Origin of the sequence: Bartonella vinsonii subsp. arupensis OK-94-513 (genome assembly GCF_000278235.1) — a bacterium.
Taxonomy (GTDB): domain Bacteria; phylum Pseudomonadota; class Alphaproteobacteria; order Rhizobiales; family Rhizobiaceae; genus Bartonella; species Bartonella arupensis.
This window is the reverse complement of sequence record NZ_JH725037.1, coordinates 143,733-159,952: the sequence shown is the minus strand read 5'-3', so window position 1 is coordinate 159,952 and position 16,220 is coordinate 143,733. Positions and strand designations below refer to the sequence as shown.

Here is a 16,220-nt window from a genome sequence, read left to right as displayed (position 1 = left end):
TTAATGATGCCAATTGCTATGCTGTTGAAACCATTGGCAACCCTGCTTATCCATTGGAATTGTTCCAAAGGGTTATTACGGTAAGTTTAGAAACACGGAAATAAGCTCGTTAAAGAAAGTTTTGGAAACTTATTTCGTGAAACTTGCAACATAGCGGGAATTAAAAAATCAGCGCATGGCTTAAAAAAATTAGCAGAAACACGCGCCACTAATTCAGGTGCAACAGCTTCACAATTGAAAGCACTTTTTGACTGGACAGATGACGATATGGCATCTCTTTATACGGAGAGCGCAGATCGTAAAAAACTTGCTCTTGAAGTAATAAAAAAGCTCCCCAAAAAATAAAGAATAATACTATAAAAAGCGTTAATGGAATCAATAATGATAAGTTTCCCTCATATCGTAATAACTCATTTATTTTTATTGAAAATTATTTAATCTCATCGCCTCACTCACATCTTGTTGTGTCTGCTCTGCTTTTGCTGTTTCTGCACGCTTTTGGTTTCCTCAGATATAAAGATCATAATTTAAGATGATCAGTTCTTTACTGAGAATCGCATTATTTGAGGCGTTACACGAATAAAATGTTCTTACCTCTCTTATTTTAAACTGACTGAAAGTTTTTCAGATCTCTGGCATATCATTAAGAGACAGAAGAAACTTTGCTTTTTTCATGAAATTGTTGTTTTATTGCAGGTATGAAATTTTAAAAATCTATCCGTTTTTTTGAATTTACCATACTATATGATAGAATATTATCACAAATTGAAAAGAGAGAGCTTTTGTCCGCATAGATTCCCTTTTAAGAAAGGATAAGAAAACGCGAGACAAAAGCCTCGCGTTAGCCTGCTATCTCAAAGAATTAATTATTCATTCTGTTTTTTCAGCTTCTAAACTCGCTTCACGCATATTATGGTTATTATTATTTTTCGTAGCAGATGATGACGTCTGTACAGCTATCTTTTTTGGCTTTAGCTCAGCCGGCATTTCTCTTTTAAGCTGAATATGAAGAAGTCCATCACCAAGTTCTGCTCCAATAACCCTAACATGATCAGCCAAATGAAAACGCCGCTCAAAAGCGCGCGAAGCAATCCCTCGATAAAGGAATTCTCGCTCTTCATCATCCTTCTCAGGCTTTCTTTCACCCTTAACGACCAGCTGATTACAATGCGTTTCTATATCAATTTCATCTTGAGAAAAACCTGCAACAGCCATAGAAATTCTATAAGAATCTTCAGTTAAACGCTCAATATTATATGGTGGATACGAAGAAATATCGTCTGGCTTTGTTCTAGAATCAAAGCAGTTAAAAAGATGGTCAAAACCTACCGTTGAACGATAAAATGGTGAAAAATCTATTTGACGCATAATATTGCCCTCCTTTAGAGCGACTATAATTAAGTTGGCTCACAAAGTTTCAAAGAGCAAACTTGTCCGTGAACCAGCGGCCCCAGAGTGGCGACCACATTAATTATCTGGTAATTGCTCTGCCCTATGTCAACTCTTTTGTGTTTGAATTTCTAAAAACACAAAAAAGTAACATAACTGTTTTTTAACCCTTCTTCATCATTATATGAAATGTAATTCTTTCATTATCTCACTTTGCACTAAGTCGCAAAATACATTATAAAAGTTGTCAATTGGAAACACCTCTTTATTCCACAAACTGGAATTCCATTCCTCCTCATATCTGGAATAACTTCCTTAAAATAGCTATTGATCGCGAAATTCGTTTTGCGATAACATATCCTGAAATAAAAAAATCCAAAGGAACGGTTGTTATTCTCGAAAGCTATGCGGATTCTTTGGAAGAATATTTTTTACCAATGAATAAAATTTCTAAACGCGGCTTTCATACAGCAATATTTGACTGGTTTGGTCGAAAACAATTACCTTTCAATACAAAAAAACAGAAAAGATATCATTATTTTGATATTAACAATGATATTAATGACTTAAACGAATTTCTTAAAAATGTTGTTTATCCTAATTGTCCATCACCTTACTACATGTTAACCTATGAAATAGGTGGATTAATTGCCCTTAGCGGACTGGATCTCATTAATCATCAGTTTAATAAAATGCTCTGCGTTTCTCCCCTTTTTGCTCCGTTAGGCAATAAAACGAATGGCTTTCAACATAAATTAACACAGCTTCTTACTGATATAGGTCTCGGATTTTTACCAGCTAAGGGTAAAAAAAGGCTCGAACAAATACAACAAAAAAACAGGCAATTAGGACGTACTTACAACACACCTTCTTCCTTTATCAAATACCCAACATCCCAATGGATGGCATCAGTACTTAATGCAATTAATTCTATGAAAAAAAATATATTTCATGGATATCTACAAATCCCAACATTGTTTATTCTTGCCAATCAAAACAATATTGCGAATAACATTGAAGTGCGACAATTATGTCAACATATACATCTGGCAGAGTGTATCACCATCACAGGAGCTAACCTTGATACAATCATGCATGAAGAAAATTACAAAAAACAATTTTGGGCTGCATTTGATGCATTTATTTCCAATGAAAGTAATTTTTCTTAATAAAACCATAATTTAATGGATGAAGAAGAAACATTGATTTCAGTAAAAACACAGGTATAAGAAAAATTCTTTTGTATATAAGAAATTTTTTCGCAAAATTTCATTAACACTATAAAAAATTTAAAGCTGGATTGTTATTTAATAATATAATAAAATTTAAGAGTTCTAGATTAAATTAATGTGCCCCAAAACGGAAATGATTAGCTAACAAAGTTTATTAAGAGAATATGATATAGTCCTTTAAACACATTAAAATTTTTCTAGTATGTTATTAAAAATCTTGTTCTTATGCTACAGCATAGAGGGATAATGTCTTTTATCTATTTAAAATCAATGGATTAAAAATAAACTCTGTATGTTTACAATGTACATCCATAAAAATACAGAAAACAAATAGCCGTAATCTCTACCTTACCGTATAGCTGCTCAAAAAAGTGAATAAATAAACAACATCTCTGACTTTCTAAAATAGTCTCTTAAGTGAATATTCTTATAGGAGCTCTAACCAAAATGAAAAAAGAAATTACAATTAGTCGCACTTAAAGTTTCTTCCCTCAATGTCATATACATTTCGAATTTAACGAACTCACAACTAATATGCTGTATTCTTAACAAAATATAAGAATTAACCATTTTGCCATTCATTTCAATTATGAGCATTTTATCATCTTTTTTATAAATACTCTCTATTGTATAATTGATGTGGCAAAAAACTCTGATGAATGGAGCTATTGGAACATAATCATGAAACGAATCCTGCTCGCAGAAGATGATAACGATATGCGTCGCTTTCTAGCAAAAGCCTTAGAACGTGCAGGCTACGAAGTCGCCGATTTTGATAATGGTGCTAGCGCATACGAACGTTTACAAGAAGAACCTTTTTCCCTTCTCCTTACTGATATTGTAATGCCAGAAATGGATGGAATTGAACTGGCACGACGCGCTACTGAAATTGATCCTGATTTACGAGTAATGTTTATTACAGGCTTTGCAGCGGTTGCCCTCAATTCCAATAGCGATGCTCCCCCTGACGCAAAAGTACTTTCTAAACCATTTCACTTACGTGAGCTCGTTAATGAGGTTGAAAAAATACTTATAGCTGCTTAAGAGAACATTTTTCTAAGTTATTCATGCCTAATTAAAGAGAAAATTAAATTAGGCATTGACGTTTGTAATTCTATGTGGTGTATGCAACGTCATTGAATGGGCGTGTAGCTCAGCGGGAGAGCACTACGTTGACATCGTAGGGGTCACAGGTTCAATCCCTGTCACGCCCACCATATGCTTTTAGGCTTCACATAACCTATTGATTTCCCATATGCTTTTTTAAGTGAGGGATGCGTGGATAAAAGTGAGGGAATAGGATTTCGAATCATGCCTCTACAACAGGAGCACTTTCTTCTCTTGTTTAACTTTTCAAATCACTTTTAATAATTCTTTGAATTCTGCTAAATTCTGTGATGAAAGACTATTCAATGATCTTACAAACATATCTATGATCTCATATCATAACGAATCAGAAGATTTGTTGTAATAATTTTACAACAAGTATCTGCTTCTTTTCTCAAGAATACTATTATCTCTTAAAATAAGAGATTTTTCTTGATGGTTCTTTTACTCATACTGAATTTTTTTCCAAAATAGCCTGATATAAGACTACAATGCAGTGGAGATTAAAAACAGTACATAAAAATTGAGAAAAGAATCAGTAATGTATAAAAATAATTCTGGTGCTACAGATTCAAAAGAGAAAGCGACTTCTTAATTAAACTGAAGATATCCCAATATCTTTCTCTGCAAAAATAGCATAGAGAAAACAACTAGCAATAGAAACAATAAAAAGGGGGGCAAACTGAAAAAAGTTAAAAGAACAATATAACCAAAATTCCCTAACTTTTGTATAATCTATTGATTTTACTTAAACATGGTGATCCCGACAGGATTCGAACCTGTGACCCACGGCTTAGAAGGCCGTTGCTCTATCCAGCTGAGCTACGGGACCAACTGATTATATTTCCTCAATTCTAATAGCATCCTTAACTCAATGTGTCCAAGATTGCTGCCTATCACTGCGAAAATTATCAGAGTACGAAACAGCGCGTCGAAGCGGTCTGTGTGTCTTTTCTATACGATAAGGAATAGCATTTTTATGCGCAAAAGCAATTGCCTCTTCCTTCCTATTAAACCGAATTCTTACCTGATTATTCATATCAGATGTCGCCGTATATCCCATAAGAGGCTCAAGCATTTTTGCCCGCAACGGCTCATATTGTAAAATCCAAAAACCAGTATTTCTTTTACCTGACTGCATCGCTGTCTTCGCAGGACTATAAATACGTGCGATCATGGTTATGTTCCTTCAGAATACCCAACGCTTGAATGATATTTTCACACATACATCTAATTGGGTTATTCCCCTACAAAAATCAAACATGGTCGGAGCGATAGGATTCGAACCTACGACCCCCTGATCCCAAATCAGGTGCGCTACCAGGCTGCGCTACGCTCCGCCATTTATATTTACGATGCATATTCCCTAAAATTTTCACAACAGAAGTGCAAGAGAAAAACACATTTTTTTTTAATTTTGTTGTTTTTCTTTACAAGAAAAAACTTTTTCAAATCTTTTTCTGCTAAATGACACATTCAATGAGCAAAAATCAGAAAATAATATCCCCACAAAAACGAATCTACTCCACATTAAAAAAACAACAAACTTTTCCATAAACCATTTAAACAATGTAACATGCAAAAAAGAAACCATAAAAATTACTGTTTCTTCACCTCTAGGGAACCCCCAAAAGCTAAAAACGCAAATAACAGCATTTCTCTCTGCACACTATAATAATAACAGAACATAAGCATTTTTTATTCAATAATTTGAACTGTGCTAAAAAAGCATTTATTGTATTTGCCTCTTGAGAACTTCACCAATAACAGCACGCGTTATTTTGCTTTTTCTTTGTAATGCTAATTGATCAACAGAATCGATAACACGCTTCAATGAAAATAAAGAACGCTCACAACGACTCACAAGATAGTAAACAGTGTCTGGATGGACAATAATCTGTTTATCAGAAAAAAGTTTGAAAGCGACAGCTGTTAACAACGCATCATCAGGTTGATTAATTGCAACCAACATCACCGAATTAAGGCGACTTTTTAAATCATTTAACTTTAAGTTCCACACTGAAGGTACTGTACGTGCAGTTATCAACAAAGTAGCCTGACGTGCATCAAGATTTGCTTGCTTAATACTATTAATTAAGTGAAAAAGCCCTGTCTCACTGATTTCACCCGTATCAATATCCTCAATTAAAAAAGATCTTCCTGAAGATGCCATAGCAATAGCTTGATCAATTTCATTGTGAGGAAGAATTAAAGCTTCAGCTTTCTGCGCCCAGAAGCTAGAAAAATGGGTTTTTCCAGATCCCTCTTCTCCAACCAAAACTGCGATAGGTAAAACCCAGTTTGGCCAATGATCAACAAGCTGAAAAGCCATACGATTGCTTTCCGTTACTACCAAATCATCAAATTGGAAAGTTGAGTTATAAGAAAAATTTAAGGGTAATTGCGTTTCACGCCTATTCATTTTAGCGTCTCCGAATTTCCACTCCGCGAATACATCTGAGAATTAAGGTAAGTATGAAGAGCAAAACGAACTAAAACACCAACAGCCGCTGCTGCAGGAACAGCAACAAGCATGCCAGTGAAACCAAAGAGTGAAGAAAATGCAAAAAGTGCAAACATTAACCAGACTGGATGTAACCCCACTGATGACCCCACAAGTTTTGGTTGAAGAATAGAGCCTTCAATAAATTGTCCAATTAAGAAAAGAACCATGATAACGATGATCCATCCCCAATTGTTTGGATAAAACTGGACCCATGCAACACCAACAGAGAGCACAAAACCACTCATTGTACCAATATAAGGAATAAAACTAATAAGGCCAATAAACATACCAATCAAAAGCCCAAAATTGAGCCCCGTAATTGTCAGAGCAATAGCATAATATCCTCCCAATATTAAACAAACTGTCCCTTGTCCACGAACAAAGCCAGCAATAGCTCGATCCATTTCATGAAAAATACTGCGAACGGTTTCAAGATGATCCCGTGGTATCAACGAATCAACTGCAGCAACCATACGCGGCCAATCTAATAACATGTAAAATGCCACAACAGGTGCCACAACAAAGAGGCTAACGAGATTAACGATCGATTTTCCTGACTTCAAAAGTGAATTCAAGAGAGATGTAATAAAATCAGAACTTTTTCCCAAAAGCCCTTTAATATTACTTTGTAATTCATTTGGATCACTCCCAAAATAGTGCCTGACCCAATCAAAATCATGCTCAACAAAAAAAGTTTGAATACGATTAATATAAATAGGTAAACCATCACTCATAAATTGTTGTATTTGCCAACTAATGATAGGAATTAAAATGATTAAAGAAGCAACAAAAACAACAACAATAAACAAAGTAATGAGGATAGTGCCAAAAACACGACGAATACCACATCTTTCAAGTAATTGTACAATAGGATTAAGAAAGTAAGCCAATACAATCCCTGCTACAAAAGGAAGCAAAACAGATCCAAAAACAAACATAAAAAGAATAAAAAAGACTAGCGTACCAAGCCAGAAAAAAATTTGTTTTTTCATATTATTCGGTAATGGGACTTGGGTATAAGCTGGTACATAAGTCTTATAACGGTCACGGGATCCATTCTCACTCACTTTTTTATTTACAAACTTCCAAGAAGACTGTTCGTGATTATCTGATCTCTTGCTCATAAAATATCCTAAAAAAACACTTCACAAAGATTATAAACTTCCTCAACATGGCTCTTAAGCAGGGTTGCATATTTTCTTAAATAGTAAATTAATATCTCTTGCAGAGATAACTCTATCATGGCATTGCATAACATCAAAACCTGATTTTCCATTAAGGAAGGTTCCAATGAGCAATCAAGATATCACGAATGATAAATCCAAATGTGGTCTTACCTACGCAAAAGCCGGTGTAAATATCGATATGGGTAACGCCATGGTAGAAAAAATTAAACCCTTCATACGCTCAACAAAACGAGCAGGAGCAGATGCTGAAATTGGCGGCTTTGGTGGACTTTTTGATTTAAAAGCAGCAGGCTTCACTGATCCCATTCTCGTAGCAGCCAATGATGGTGTAGGAACAAAATTAAAAATTGCCATTGAAGTAGGTATCCATGACACTGTGGGGATTGACCTCGTTGCCATGTGTGTCAATGATTTGCTTGTACAAGGTGCCGAACCTCTCTTTTTTCTCGATTATTTTGCAACTGGTAAGCTTGATCCTGAACAGGGCGCAGCAATTGTTTCTGGAATTGCAGAAGGATGCAAACAAGCAGGGGCTGCTCTTATTGGAGGAGAAACGGCAGAAATGCCAGATATGTATGCAGAAGGAGATTATGATTTAGCGGGATTCGCTGTAGGAGCATGCGAACGTAGCGCATTACTTCCTTCAAAAGATCTTACAGAAGGAGATGTTATTTTAGGTCTTAACGCATCTGGCGTTCATTCCAACGGTTTTTCTCTCGTAAGACGAATCATCCAACAAAGTAATTTAAAATGGGAGGACTCTGCCCCTTTCAATCCTCAAATCAGTCTTGGTACAGCATTGCTCACACCCACACGCATTTATGTAAAATCGCTCCTGCCCATCATACGAAACCATAAAGGAATAAAAGCTCTTGCTCATATCACAGGTGGAGGCTTTCCTGAAAATATCCCACGTGTGCTTCCTTCTTCTCTCTGTGCTGAAATTAATCTTTCTGCTATCCGTGTTCCAGCAGTCTTTTCATGGATTTCCAAACAAGGAAAAATAGAAAAAACAGAAATGCTACGAACATTTAACTGCGGCGTTGGCATGGTTATTATTGTAGCACAACAGGCCGTTGAAAAAATTACGAAAATACTCGAAATGCAAGGAGAAACAGTTACCCTACTTGGCATTTTAACAAAACGTCAAGACAAAGGAATACTCTATAAAGGGGAACTTCACTTATGAAAAAAAGAATAATTGTTTTTATTTCTGGCAACGGATCCAATATGGTTGCTCTTGCCAAAGCAAGCCAACAAAAGGAATATCCTGCTGAGATCATCGCAGTTATTTGCGATAATCCTCATGCCGCTGGAATAGAAAAAGCTCGCAACAATAACTTTCCTACGCATGTCATTGATCGTAAAAATTACCCAGCAAAAGAAGCACACGAAGAAGCTATCTTAACGATTTTAGCCCAATATCAACCAGATCTTCTGTGCTTTGCAGGATATATGCGCCTTGTCTCACCGCATTTTGTAAAACTTTATGAAGGACGAATTTTAAACATTCACCCTTCCCTTTTACCTTCATTTAAAGGCTTAAATACGCATGAAAGGGCTTTACAAGCAGGCGTTAAGATTACTGGTTGCACTGTGCATCTTGTTACAGAAGATATGGATGCAGGAAAGATTCTTGCTCAAGCGGCTGTGCCCGTCTGTCCAAACGATACCGCTGAGAGCTTAGCGCAGAGAGTTCTGAAAGCAGAACATAAACTTTATCCTGAAGCCTTAAAAGTCTTCATTGAAGAAAGTGAAAAAATAAAAGATACTGAACAACAACTTTTTTCCTTTTGAGTATATCAATCAGCAGCTTTTAATATTGTACTCCCAATTTACCTCCTCCTCATTTATAAAGTTTTGTCATAACAGAATCTATCATCTGACAAATATTTTTGCGAAATGTGTAGTGCTCTTAAAAGATTTCTGAGAGTCACTTGCCAACTTACTTTTACTTATTTATTTCACTTCTTTTAGAAATTTCACTGTTGATCTGCTCAAGATACTTTAACTTTTCATCTAAAAAATCTTAAGACAAACAATTTTTCTCTTACATAATTTTTCATTTTACTGTGCAAGTGTTTCTTTAACTGTTAGAGCTAACTGCTTGAGTGTAAACGGTTTAGAAAGAAAACCAAAAACAGCATCTTGTGGAAGATTTTTAGCAAAAGCATCTTTTGCGTATCCAGAAACAAAAATAAACTTGATATCAGGATAGCTTTTGCGCACTTCCTTGAGTAAAGTCGGCCCATCCATTTCTGGCATCACCACATCGGAAACAATAAGATCAACTGCACCCTTATTTTCCTTAAGAATATTGAGTGCTTCCACTCCACTAGCAGCTTCTAAAACAGTATACCCTCTCATTTGAAGTGCTCTTACCCCACCCGTTCTAACAGCATCTTCATCTTCAACCAACAAAACAGTCGCAGATCCTGTTAAATCTGTATTTTTTTCTTGTTCTTCACCTTTTTCAATCTGTGGAAAAACTTCTACATTATGAGAAGGAATATAGCGAGGAAGAAAAATATGAAATGTTGCTCCTTCCCTTTCTCTACTCTCACAATAAATATAACCACCTGTCTGTTTGATAATTCCATAAACCATTGATAAACCGAGCCCGGTTCCTTTTCCAACTTCTTTTGTTGTAAAAAATGGTTCAAACATTTTTTCTTGTGTCGCAGATGATATACCAGTTCCTGTATCTGAAATAGTCAATTGCACATACTCGCCAATTCCAAAACCAACATGATCAAATTCAGCACTTTGTTGTTTTGTAATATTGTTTGTCGCAATCGTAACAATACCTCCATCTGGCATGGCATCACGCGCATTAATAACTAAATTCATAATAACACGCTGGAAAGATGCTTGATCAACTTCAACACTCCACAAATCTCTTCCATGGATAATCTTTAACTGAATATTATTCCCTAAAAGGGGTAAAAGAAGATTGCGAATATCCGATAAAAATTCTGTAAAATCAACCTTTTCAGGGCGAAGTGTTTGTTTTCTAGAAAAAGCTAATAATTGCTGCACAAGTGCTGCTGCACGATTAGCGTTGTTTTTAATATTGATAAGATCAGCATGTGCAGGATCAGAACTACGATGTGTATTTAAAAGAAGATCGCATGACATCAAAATTGCTGTTAAAACGTTATTAAAATCATGAGCAATACCACCAGCCAATTGACCAACAGCTTGCATTTTTTGGTTTTGCACCATTTTATCTTCAAGTGTTTTTTGCTCTGTTGTTTCTATAACAGAGACAATGATAAAATCTTCTAAGACATCATCATAAGATGGCTTTACAGGCATAACATGGAGACGCAAATGGCGTTCTTCATTATTTTCTAAAACAGTTTCTATCGAAACTGTACAGTCTTTATTTGTCATAATTTTCTGGAATGCACGCTCTAACTGCGCACAATCACGATGAGATATAACATCATAAAGATTAAGAATTCCATCTAGACATCCCATGAGTGATGAAAAGACATTATTAATGTGAATAAAATGTCCTTTTTGATCCACCACTGCTATTGCAAATGGACTCGCCTCAAAATACTCTACTAATGTATTAGGTAATTTGAATTGATCATCGTTTTCTCTCTTTTCTATTCGCTGTGGGATTATCACAATACGATAAACGGCTTCATCCTCTAAGAAAGAAGAAGCACACATAAAACAATTCAATATCTTTTTAGTAGAAGTCTCTGAATTTAAAACTAACGAAAACGTATAAGGCAAAGAGTAACCTGAACTTTGATATTTTTTGCTTTGCAAACAAATATCACTCCATGTGCTATTGGCTCCAACACCATCAAATAACTGATCAAAACTATATTGACCAACAGAAAAATTTGCCAAATCAATTGCAAACCATTCAGCAAAAATCGCATTTGCATACAGAATCATCCCTTGTGTGTTAACAGATAAAAAACCAACAGGAGCTTGATCTAAATGATTGATTGCTTCTTGAAGATTTGAGAAAAAAACTTCACGATCTTCCTGTAAATGCGAAATATCAGCAATACGCCAAAATAAAAACTTTTCGCTGTGCTTTGTGATAGGTTGAACAGAAATATTATACCAAAAGCTTTTTTTGTGTGTAGAATTAGCAAAAATCGACTGCTCTACCCTTAGCTCTTCTTGTGCAGCAAGATTGCTACATGCCGCAGCTTTTAAGCGATATGCAAGCGCACCAGCTTCTGGAAGATCAGCAATAACTACATAGCAAGAAGACTCAGGTTTATAGGTAAGAATTTTTTGATAACTTTGATTAGAATAATAAACAAAACCTGATAAATCGGAGACTACAATTGCATCATCAGTATCATTAAAGATACCAAGATCAAACTCATCATGCAACTGTGCCACATGATATCTCAAAACCCCCATTCCACTCAGAATAAGTGCAGCAACCCCTATAACCGCCAAAACCAAAAAAGATGCCAATTCCATCTTTTGCAAAGAGCTCAGCGGATAAAAAAAACTGAGGAGTGCTATAATGAATAGAAACGCTAATATTAAAAAAATACCAAGAATCATACCTCTTCGATATAAAGAAAAAGACGATGATTTCTTACTCTTCTCAAAACCTTTATTCATCTCACTTTGCCTTGATCATAGCTGTTTCTTATGCCACAAATACTCTCCATAATCATTGTTATGAAGTATAGGGCATGATAATATCTTTCTCAGAAAAATCACTCAATGTTAAAAAGATCTTTTCTTCTCTTAATAAGTAAACCTTTTAGAGGTATATTTACGAACTTATATCAATAAAAATAATATTTCCGTTCTAAAATGGGAGCAATTCTATGTATGTCTGGTTATCAAACCAAATAGGCGCATCAGCAGCTAACATAGCCGTAAGTTTTATATTTTTCATAATAACAATAACAGCTATTGCTACAATCCTCCTGTTTTTACGCCGTTTGAAGATAAAGAGATTCAGGTTTCACCCCAAAAAGCATCCATCGCGATTAACTCTATGTGAGACAATTGCTCTTGATCGCACACGTCGTCTCGTTTTGGTACGTTGTGATGATAAAGAACATTTACTCCTTATCGGAGGGCTAACAGATATTGTTGTAGAATCCAATATTACCAGTACACCCACTATACAAAAGAGAGAAACGCAACCAACATTAACACCAACAGAAGCCAATCTAAAACTTGGCCTTACAGAAAAAAGACCTTATTCTGGAAAAAGAGAACACTCAAAAGACAAAACCTCCACGTCTTTTATGAATCAAAACGTTGAAGATTCAGCGATCACTGCGGAAATTGAAGGACGGCAAGAACCCTCTCTATTTATCCCTACTCAAAAAAAATAAAATACAAAATTCTTTTGCCATGCACTTCATTTGTCGATCACCGCAATCAATCTTAATCATCACGATAAACTTTTTCCCGTCGCTCGTGGCGCTCTTGCGCCTCTAATGATAAAACTGCAATAGGCCGTGCCTCAAGACGCTTTATACTAATAGGTTCGCCAGTTTCCTCACAAAAACCATAAGTTCCATTATCAATACGCTCCAAAGCAGCTTCTATTTTTGCGATAAGTTTTCTCTGACGATCGCGAGCACGCAATTCGATTGTACGATCGGTTTCGCAAGAGGCTCTATCAGTCAAATCAGGTTGACCAACATTCTCTTCTTGCAAATTTTCTAAAGTCTCACGCGCTTCCCTTAATATATCATTCTTCCAAGAAACTAATTTAGCACGAAAATATGCCTTTTGCCGCTCATTCATGAACGGCTCATCCTCACTAGGGCGATATTGACCATCAACCTCTTCGTTCATGCTATAAAAACCTCCATATATGGTAAGTGCGGTCTATATATTGTGCAACAACGATCAACACAAGAGTAAAATGCTTTTTTATAACAACCTACAAATATGTTTAAAGTTATCAATTAAATCTCTAGCCGCTTTTTTGCATAACACATATTTTCTTGGCATAACTCCTGTCAGAAACTTTCTTCTTGTTCTCGTCATGCTCACAAGCTTATATAAAGAGAGAAATGCAGATATTCAGTGTCATGTGAAATAATCCTTACCTATTGATGAGGCGCTGCCTCAAATACCAATAAAAATCATCTGAAGATGCAAAAATTAAAATCCTTACAAAAGGAGAGTATGGTATCCACGATTCAAATACATCAAAGCGTCTTTTTCTTGATTACAGCTGATTGCAACAACCTCACCAATCAAAACACAATGCGTTGCATGTTCATGCCAACAAATTAAACGGCAATCAAAAGACGCTAAAGCATCTGAGAGACTAGGAGCACCAGTTTGCAAAGTACCCCATTGAGCTCTATCAAAACGTTCATTTTGTGTGTAATTGCAACACCTAGAAAAAATATCTGCTAAGAAACGATGCTTTCCTGCTAAACTATTCACACAAAAGTTTCCATTCTCTACAAATAGCTGATTCTTAGGATTATGGCGTCTGAGGCAAACAAGAACTGTTGGAGGGTCATCAGATAAAGAACAACACGCTGAAACTGTTACCCCGCGCTTTCCATGAATTCCGTTTGTTGTCACAATATGTACAGCTCCTGCAAAATGGCTCATAGCATCTCGATATTCTTGCGAAGAAACAGTAATATTATGTTGAAGTTTAGGCATTAAATGTGTTGTATGATTTGACATATCTTTCACTTAATTACAGCTTTAAAATCTCAAACAATCTTTTCATAAAAAAGTTTATTACACGTACATCATATAACACAAAAGACATTTTAGTATACAGCATGATAAAAACAGCCAATAAGCCAATCAAGGAGATCTTAATGCCCCATTCTCATCTCATTTCACCTTCACTCTTGGCTTCTGATTTTTCCAAACTTGGCCAAGAAGTATTGGATGTTGTTGATGCCGGTGCAGATTGGCTCCATCTTGATATCATGGATGGCCATTTTGTCCCTAATATCACTTTTGGTCCTGAAGTCGTCAAGGCACTCCGCCCATTAACCAAAGCAATATTTGATGTTCATTTAATGATCACACCAGTCGATCTTTATCTTGAAGCTTTTGCGAAAGCGGGTGCAGATATTATAACTATTCACGCTGAAGCAAGTCCCCATCTTCATCGTTCACTACAAATCATCAAAGAAACAGGGAAAAAAGCAGGAATTGCAATTAACCCAAGTACACCAGAACATGTGCTTGAATATTTACTTGATCAATTAGATCTTATTCTCATCATGACTGTTAATCCTGGTTTTGGTGGGCAAAACTTTATCCCAGAAATGAAAGATAAAATCAAACGAGTTAAAAGCATGATTGCTAACAGACCTATTGATCTTGAAGTCGACGGTGGTATCACCGTTGATACAATCGGGATAGCTGCAAAAGCAGGTGCGAATGTTTTCGTCGCAGGCTCTGCAATTTATAAAAATGGAAACAAAGAACTTTACAAAACCCGTATTCACGCATTGCGCCAAGCCGCCACTCTCTCACAATAAAGGAAAGATTATGATACCACGTTACTCACGTTCTGAAATGGTCTCAATTTGGTCATCTAAAACGAAATACCGTATTTGGTTTGAAATTGAAGCACATGCTTGTGATGCTTTAGCTGAGCTAGGGATTATTCCAAAAGAAGCAGCCAAAATCATTTGGGAAAAAGGAACAGCAGCTGAATTTGATGTCAACCGCATTAATGAAATTGAAGCAATCACCAAACATGATGTTATAGCGTTTCTCACTCACTTAGCTGAATTTGTTGGACCAGAAGCACGTTTTATCCACCAAGGTATGACATCATCAGATGTTCTAGATACAACGCTTAATATTCAATTGATGCGTGCCAGTGATCTTTTACTAAAAGATATAGATCAGCTTCTTGAAGCATTAAAAAAACGTGCTTTTGAGCATAAAGAAACGATTACCATTGGGCGGAGTCATGGCATTCATGCTGAACCCACAACATTTGGAGCTAAGTTTGCTCTTGCATACGCTGAATTTTCCCGTTGTCGTAAACGACTTCTTGCAGCACGCGAAGAAATTTCCACATGTGCCATTTCAGGAGCTGTAGGAACTTTTGCTAACATTGATCCACGCGTTGAAGAACATGTAGCCAAAGCATTGGGTATGCGTGCTGAACCCGTTTCCACCCAAGTTATTCCACGTGATCGTCATGCCATGTTCTTTGCAACGCTTGGTGTTATTGCTTCATCTATTGAAAGATTAGCCATAGAAATACGCCATCTACAGCGAACAGAGGTTCTTGAAGCAGAAGAGCATTTCTCACCTGGGCAAAAAGGTTCATCTGCTATGCCCCATAAACGTAACCCAGTTTTAACAGAAAATTTAACTGGGTTAGCGCGCATGGTACGTGCATTTGCAATACCTGCTATGGAAAATGTTGCACTTTGGCATGAACGCGATATCTCTCATTCATCTGTTGAGCGTTATATTGGTCCTGACGCTACCATTACGCTTGATTTTGCTCTTGCCAGACTCACATCTGTTATTGAAAATTTGATTGTCTATCCAGAAAATATGCAAAAAAACCTCAATAAATTCCGAGGGCTTGTTCATTCACAACGCGTGCTATTAGCACTCACACAAGCTGGACTGAGTCGTGAAGATTCCTATCGAATTGTACAACGAAATGCGATGAAGGTTTGGGAACAAGGAAAAGATTTTTTAGAGGAATTGCTCAACGACAAAGACGTAACGAAAGCTTTAAGTGAAGCAGAACTGCGTGAAAAATTTGATCTTTCTTACCACACCAAACACATCAACACAATTTTTAAACGTGTTTTTTGGGAGTGACAA

Annotated in this window: 14 protein-coding genes, 3 tRNA genes and 1 pseudogene; 9 read left to right on the top strand and 9 right to left on the bottom strand. The window is 36.2% G+C overall.

The genetic code is table 11. The features are described from left to right. Positions 1–90 precede the first annotated feature (90 nt). Positions 91–345, top strand: a pseudogene (locus tag ME1_RS08210) (site-specific integrase); the annotation flags it as partial. Between the two features lie 525 nt (positions 346–870). Here the strand turns inward: ME1_RS08210 and ME1_RS00685 are convergent. Further along, positions 871–1,368 (bottom strand): Hsp20 family protein, encoded by a 498-nt coding sequence (locus tag ME1_RS00685; RefSeq protein WP_004862071.1) that lies wholly within the window; start codon positions 1,366–1,368, stop codon positions 871–873. A gap of 272 nt (positions 1,369–1,640) precedes the next feature. Here ME1_RS00685 and ME1_RS00680 point away from each other — a divergent pair, with 272 nt between their 5' ends. The 3 genes from ME1_RS00680 (at position 1,641) to ME1_RS00670 (ending at position 3,838) form a co-directional block, all read left to right on the top strand. Then, positions 1,641–2,558 (top strand): serine aminopeptidase domain-containing protein, encoded by a 918-nt coding sequence (locus ME1_RS00680; RefSeq protein ID WP_004862066.1) that lies wholly within the window; start codon positions 1,641–1,643, stop codon positions 2,556–2,558. A gap of 744 nt (positions 2,559–3,302) precedes the next feature. Then, entirely contained in the window at positions 3,303–3,665 is a 363-nt protein-coding gene (gene cpdR, locus ME1_RS00675; RefSeq protein ID WP_004858948.1) for a cell cycle two-component system response regulator CpdR, read from the top strand. A 98-nt stretch (positions 3,666–3,763) separates the two neighbouring features. Continuing rightward, positions 3,764–3,838: transfer RNA gene (locus ME1_RS00670), tRNA-Val, on the top strand. Between the two features lie 645 nt (positions 3,839–4,483). On the opposite strand, the gene ME1_RS00665 is transcribed toward ME1_RS00670, so the two are convergent. The 5 genes from ME1_RS00665 to ME1_RS00640 all read right to left on the bottom strand — a co-directional run bounded on the left by ME1_RS00665 (position 4,484) and on the right by ME1_RS00640 (position 7,358). Next, positions 4,484–4,560: transfer RNA gene (locus ME1_RS00665), tRNA-Arg, on the bottom strand. A 39-nt stretch (positions 4,561–4,599) separates the two neighbouring features. Further along, positions 4,600–4,905, bottom strand: coding sequence for an ETC complex I subunit (locus ME1_RS00660; protein ID WP_004862063.1), 306 nt, complete (start codon positions 4,903–4,905; stop codon positions 4,600–4,602). A gap of 86 nt (positions 4,906–4,991) precedes the next feature. Beyond that, positions 4,992–5,068 (bottom strand) — tRNA-Pro (locus ME1_RS00655). A 392-nt stretch (positions 5,069–5,460) separates the two neighbouring features. After that, positions 5,461–6,150 (bottom strand): DnaA regulatory inactivator HdaA, encoded by a 690-nt coding sequence (gene hdaA / locus ME1_RS00645; RefSeq protein WP_004862061.1) that lies wholly within the window; start codon positions 6,148–6,150, stop codon positions 5,461–5,463. Beyond that, the gene (locus ME1_RS00640) at positions 6,147–7,358 is read right to left on the bottom strand and encodes an AI-2E family transporter (RefSeq protein WP_004862059.1); all 1,212 of its coding nucleotides are present in this window, start codon (positions 7,356–7,358) and stop codon (positions 6,147–6,149) included. The genes hdaA and ME1_RS00640 overlap by 4 nt, the downstream gene beginning before the upstream one ends. 166 nt (positions 7,359–7,524) lie before the next feature. On the opposite strand from ME1_RS00640, the gene purM reads away from it, so the two are divergent. Both purM and purN read left to right on the top strand, forming a co-directional pair. Then, entirely contained in the window at positions 7,525–8,610 is a 1,086-nt protein-coding gene (gene purM / locus ME1_RS00635) for a phosphoribosylformylglycinamidine cyclo-ligase (protein WP_004862056.1), read from the top strand. Continuing rightward, a complete protein-coding gene (purN, locus tag ME1_RS00630) occupies positions 8,607–9,218 on the top strand; it encodes a phosphoribosylglycinamide formyltransferase (RefSeq protein ID WP_004862053.1) in 612 nt (203 codons plus the stop codon). Before purM ends, purN begins: the two co-directional genes overlap by 4 nt. A gap of 270 nt (positions 9,219–9,488) precedes the next feature. On the opposite strand, the gene ME1_RS00625 is transcribed toward purN, so the two are convergent. Next, positions 9,489–12,032, bottom strand: a complete 2,544-nt coding sequence (locus tag ME1_RS00625) for a response regulator (protein WP_004862049.1) — start codon at positions 12,030–12,032, stop codon at positions 9,489–9,491. A 212-nt stretch (positions 12,033–12,244) separates the two neighbouring features. On the opposite strand from ME1_RS00625, the gene ME1_RS00620 reads away from it, so the two are divergent. Then, positions 12,245–12,763 (top strand): flagellar biosynthetic protein FliO, encoded by a 519-nt coding sequence (locus ME1_RS00620; RefSeq protein ID WP_004862046.1) that lies wholly within the window; start codon positions 12,245–12,247, stop codon positions 12,761–12,763. A 52-nt stretch (positions 12,764–12,815) separates the two neighbouring features. Here ME1_RS00620 and dksA read toward each other — a convergent pair whose 3' ends face one another. Together dksA and ME1_RS00610 are read right to left on the bottom strand one after the other, a co-directional pair. After that, on the bottom strand, positions 12,816–13,232 hold the full coding sequence (dksA, locus tag ME1_RS00615) for an RNA polymerase-binding protein DksA (protein ID WP_004862043.1): 417 nt from the start codon (positions 13,230–13,232) through the stop codon (positions 12,816–12,818). A 321-nt stretch (positions 13,233–13,553) separates the two neighbouring features. Further along, a complete protein-coding gene (locus ME1_RS00610) occupies positions 13,554–14,087 on the bottom strand; it encodes a flavin reductase (RefSeq protein WP_004862042.1) in 534 nt (177 codons plus the stop codon). Positions 14,088–14,227: 140 nt separating this feature from the next. Here ME1_RS00610 and rpe point away from each other — a divergent pair, with 140 nt between their 5' ends. After that, positions 14,228–14,902: a ribulose-phosphate 3-epimerase gene (rpe, locus tag ME1_RS00605; protein ID WP_004862041.1), complete on the top strand. Its 675-nt coding sequence runs from the start codon at positions 14,228–14,230 to the stop codon at positions 14,900–14,902. Positions 14,903–14,912: 10 nt separating this feature from the next. Further along, positions 14,913–16,217, top strand: a complete 1,305-nt coding sequence (gene purB, locus ME1_RS00600) for an adenylosuccinate lyase (RefSeq protein WP_004862037.1) — start codon at positions 14,913–14,915, stop codon at positions 16,215–16,217. The last annotated feature ends 3 nt before the right edge of the window (positions 16,218–16,220 follow it).

Excerpts from the sequence above, each read along its gene's own strand:
- ME1_RS00685 (WP_004862071.1), bottom strand. The coding sequence starts at position 1,368 with ATGCGTCAAATAGATTTTTCACCATTTTATCGTTCAACGGTAGGTTTT.
- cpdR (WP_004858948.1), top strand. The coding sequence starts at position 3,303 with ATGAAACGAATCCTGCTCGCAGAAGATGATAACGATATGCGTCGCTTT.
- ME1_RS00660 (WP_004862063.1), bottom strand. The coding sequence starts at position 4,905 with ATGATCGCACGTATTTATAGTCCTGCGAAGACAGCGATGCAGTCAGGT.
- hdaA (WP_004862061.1), bottom strand. The coding sequence starts at position 6,150 with ATGAATAGGCGTGAAACGCAATTACCCTTAAATTTTTCTTATAACTCA.
- ME1_RS00640 (WP_004862059.1), bottom strand. The coding sequence starts at position 7,358 with ATGAGCAAGAGATCAGATAATCACGAACAGTCTTCTTGGAAGTTTGTA.
- purM (WP_004862056.1), top strand. The coding sequence starts at position 7,525 with ATGAGCAATCAAGATATCACGAATGATAAATCCAAATGTGGTCTTACC.
- purN (WP_004862053.1), top strand. The coding sequence starts at position 8,607 with ATGAAAAAAAGAATAATTGTTTTTATTTCTGGCAACGGATCCAATATG.
- ME1_RS00625 (WP_004862049.1), bottom strand. The coding sequence starts at position 12,032 with ATGAATAAAGGTTTTGAGAAGAGTAAGAAATCATCGTCTTTTTCTTTA.
- ME1_RS00620 (WP_004862046.1), top strand. The coding sequence starts at position 12,245 with ATGTATGTCTGGTTATCAAACCAAATAGGCGCATCAGCAGCTAACATA.
- dksA (WP_004862043.1), bottom strand. The coding sequence starts at position 13,232 with ATGAACGAAGAGGTTGATGGTCAATATCGCCCTAGTGAGGATGAGCCG.
- ME1_RS00610 (WP_004862042.1), bottom strand. The coding sequence starts at position 14,087 with ATGTCAAATCATACAACACATTTAATGCCTAAACTTCAACATAATATT.
- rpe (WP_004862041.1), top strand. The coding sequence starts at position 14,228 with ATGCCCCATTCTCATCTCATTTCACCTTCACTCTTGGCTTCTGATTTT.
- purB (WP_004862037.1), top strand. The coding sequence starts at position 14,913 with ATGATACCACGTTACTCACGTTCTGAAATGGTCTCAATTTGGTCATCT.